The following is a 3,234-nucleotide window of genomic DNA, read 5'->3' on the forward strand; positions in this document are numbered from 1 at the left end:
GGTCGGACGCCGCGCCTCCCGCGCCCGCGGCCGCCGCGGCGCCCGCCGCGCGCGGCGGCACGCCGCTCGTGCTCACGAACACCACGGCGGCCGCGCTGTCGGTGCCGCTGCTCGTCGTCGTCGTGCTCTGGTTCTTCAAGGGGTCGGCGTGGGCGGCGCGCGAGGGGCCGGCGCCCGGCGTGCCCGCGCTGTCGGCCGCCGAGCGGCGCGCGCTGCTGTTCGCCGCCGCGACGCCCGACGCGCCGTGGACGGTGACCGCGCGCGCCGCGCCCGACGAGCTGGTGGTGACGTGGCGCCACGCCGACGCGCGGTGGATCGACCTCGCGGGCGCGCACGGCGTGACGCGCGTGCACCGTCTCGCGCTGCGCCTCGACGCCGACGCGCGCGCGGTGCGCGTGCGCGAGCAGTGGAGCGACTGGAGCGCGTCGGCGGGGCGCGGCGGCGCGGCGCTGTCGTGGCGCACCGCGCGCGGGATCACCTTCTTCGAGAAGCGGCGCGAGGTGGTGCTCGGCGTGCCGCTCGGCGGGCGGCGTCCCGGCGCGACCGGGGTGGGGATGGACGCCGCGTTCGACGTCGGCGCGCTCAAGGCGCCGTTCCGCGCGGCGACGACGGCGGCCGGGTGGACGTGGCAGCCGCTCGTGTGGGACGCGCCCGCCGCGCTGCGGTGGGCCACGGAGTGACGCCCATGCCGCTCGTCCAGGACCCGTCCGGCGCGCCGCACTATCGCCTGCTGTGGGACTCGGCGCGCGACTCGACCGCGCCCCTCGCGCCGCTGCTGATGGCGGCGGCGCTGGCGGCGGCGGCGCGCGAGCGCCTGGCGTGGCGCGCCTGGCGCGGCGGCGGGGTGCGGCTCGACGGCTTCTCGTGGGTGCCGGCGGTGGGGGCGGTGCTCGTGGCGCTGGCGGCGGCCGCGCTGCAGGCCGAGAAGCGCGCCCTCGCCGACCCGGCCGCGCGCCGCACGGTGGAGGGGACGATCACGGGGCTCTGGCACGACGTCACCTCCACCACCGACGCGAACCACAAGGTGCGGCGCACCTTCTGGGAGGGCTTCGCGGTGGGGGGCGTCGACTTCGTGTACGAGGACACGGAGGACAACTACTGGCGCAACCACGCCGCGCAGGGCGGCCCGCTGGGCGACGGCGCGCGCGTGCGGCTGCAGTACGTGGAGCGCGCGGCGGACGGGCGGACGCGCCGCCACATCGTGCGCGTCGAGCGCGCCGAATGAGCGCGCGGCGCTCGATGCTCGCGCCCCTCGCGCTGCTCGCGGCGTGCGCCGCCGAGCGGCCGGCGGCGGCCGGGCCGGCCCCCGTGTCGCGCGACGGGCTCGCGCTGACCATCCGCCCCGACTCGAGCGCCCCGGTCGTGCTGGTCGACGACACGACCTCGGAGGGGTTCGACTACGTGCGCCACGAGTACGCGGGGCGGCTGGCGGGGACGTCGTTCCACGTGGTCGCGCTGAGCCACTACGAGGGGAGCGGCTGGCTGCTCGTGCACGCGCGCACCGGGCGGCGGGTCGGCGTGGACGCGCGCCCGGTCGTCTCCCCCGACGGCGCGCGCCTCGCCACCGCCTCGATGGACCTGGTGGCCGAGTTCGACCCGACGCGGCTGGCGGTGCTGCGGCTGGACGGCGACTCGGCGGTGGTCGAGTGGTCGCACGAGCCCGGGCGGTGGGGCCCGTCGGACGTGCGCTGGGTCGGGGCGGACACGCTCGCGTTCGTCGCCCACCACGTCGGCCCGGGCGACCCCGAGCCCGTCCGCCGGTCGGCGGGGCTGGTGGTGCGCGCCGGGGGGCGGTGGCGGCTCGCCCTGCCGGCTGACACCGGGGGCGTGCGCCGTCCGTAGGCAGGGGACGCGGCGGTCCCGGGTCGCGCGCAGCTGCGCGCCGGGGCGCCGCGGTCTTCCCCAGCCCGCCGCGCCATGCCCGACCCCGTCCTCCCCCGCGACGCCGCGCCCGCCGACGACGCCGGCATCGTGCTCTGGGGGCCGCCGGGCTCCGGCAAGTCGACCTACCTGGCGACGCTCGTCTACTACAACGAGAGCCTCGACGAGCAGGCGCGGCGCTGGTGCGTCCTTCCCGCCGACGGCGTCACCGCCGAGTGGGTGGTGGACCGCGTGCAGCGGTGGCGCGACGGGGCGGCGAGCCCGAAGTCGCTGCACGCCGAGCCGCAGGCGCTCGGCTTCCGCGTGTACTCGCTGCCGCCGCAGCGCGCGGGGCTGTTCGCGCGGCGCCCGGCGGCGGCGCACGTCGAGGCCACGCTGCGCTTCTGGGACGTGCCCGGCGAGGCGTACGCGAGCGAGATCCCCGACGCGATCGTGCGGCAGATGGTCGGCGCGCGCGGGCTGCTGCTCGTGCTCGACCCGGGGTTCGACCCGCCGGAGGGGCGCGAGCGCTACTACGAGCGCTTCTTCCTGCGCACGCTCGGCCGGCTGACGTTCGCGATGCAGCAGGAGCGCGCGCGGCGCGGGCTCGGCGGCGCGGGGCTCGCGGGCGACAACCGGCTGGAGATCCCGGTCGCGATCTGCCTCAGCCACCTCGACGAGCACCCGGCGCTGCGCGAGGGGGACCGCGTGCGGCTGCTGCGCGAGCTGTTCGGCGACAGCACGCAGCTGCTGGAGAAGTGGCTGACGCGGTGGGAGGTGCTGCCGATGAGCGCCACCGGCGGCCCCGCCGGCGCGCGCGCGGGCGCCGACCCGAGCCCCGAGCTGGCGACGCACCCGATCGCGTGGCTGCTCGACCAGTCGCGGGCGGCGAGGTAGCGCCGTGGCCACCCGCCTCGACCCGCCCGCGCCGGCGCCCGCGCCGGACGCGCCGCTGGTGTCCGCGCGCGCCCGCGCCATCTGGGGGCTCGTCGACGACGCCTACGGGCTCGTCGCGCGCACGCCGTCGCTCGACGCCGCGGCGGCCGACGCGGTGGCGACCGCGGTCGCCGTCGGCAACCCGGCGTTCGACGTCGACGACGCCGTCGCGGTGCTGCACGACCCGGCGCTCGGCTGGCTGTGCGCGCGCGTGTTCACCGACGCGCGCCGCGACTCGCACGGGCGCGGCGTGCTGGTGACGGACGTCGTGGTGCTCGACGACGCCGCGCTGCTGGCGCTGCGGCGCGACCCGTTCCGCTGCCTGCCGCGCGCGCGCCGCGACCGGCGCCCCGAGGCCGAGGGGACGCTGGAGCTGCCGGTGCTGCGGGCGATGGAGCCCGACGGCGAGGCGCACGTGCTGGCGCAGGCGCGCGCGCG

4 protein-coding genes and 1 pseudogene are annotated in these 3,234 nt (G+C 79.0%); all 5 read left to right on the forward strand.

Going from position 1 to position 3,234, the window contains the following annotated elements; translation table 11 throughout:
- Positions 1 to 680: pseudogene (locus tag PYV61_RS22960) on the forward strand (hypothetical protein); the annotation flags it as partial.
- Between the two features lie 5 nt (positions 681 to 685).
- Entirely contained in the window at positions 686 to 1,225 is a 540-nt protein-coding gene (locus tag PYV61_RS22965) for a hypothetical protein (RefSeq protein WP_275836079.1), read from the forward strand.
- Positions 1,222 to 1,842 carry a hypothetical protein gene (locus PYV61_RS22970; RefSeq protein ID WP_275836081.1) on the forward strand — a complete coding sequence of 207 codons (621 nt, stop codon included), beginning with the start codon at positions 1,222 to 1,224 and terminating at the stop codon, positions 1,840 to 1,842. Before PYV61_RS22965 ends, PYV61_RS22970 begins: the two co-directional genes overlap by 4 nt.
- Positions 1,843 to 1,917: 75 nt before the next feature.
- The gene (locus PYV61_RS22975; RefSeq protein ID WP_275836083.1) at positions 1,918 to 2,757 is read left to right on the forward strand and encodes a hypothetical protein; all 840 of its coding nucleotides are present in this window, start codon (positions 1,918 to 1,920) and stop codon (positions 2,755 to 2,757) included.
- Between the two features lie 4 nt (positions 2,758 to 2,761).
- Positions 2,762 to 3,234: hypothetical protein (locus PYV61_RS22980; RefSeq protein ID WP_275836085.1), on the forward strand; the 473-nt coding region annotated here is incomplete at its 3' end.

This window comes from Roseisolibacter sp. H3M3-2, from assembly GCF_029211165.1.
Taxonomy (GTDB): domain Bacteria; phylum Gemmatimonadota; class Gemmatimonadetes; order Gemmatimonadales; family Gemmatimonadaceae; genus Roseisolibacter.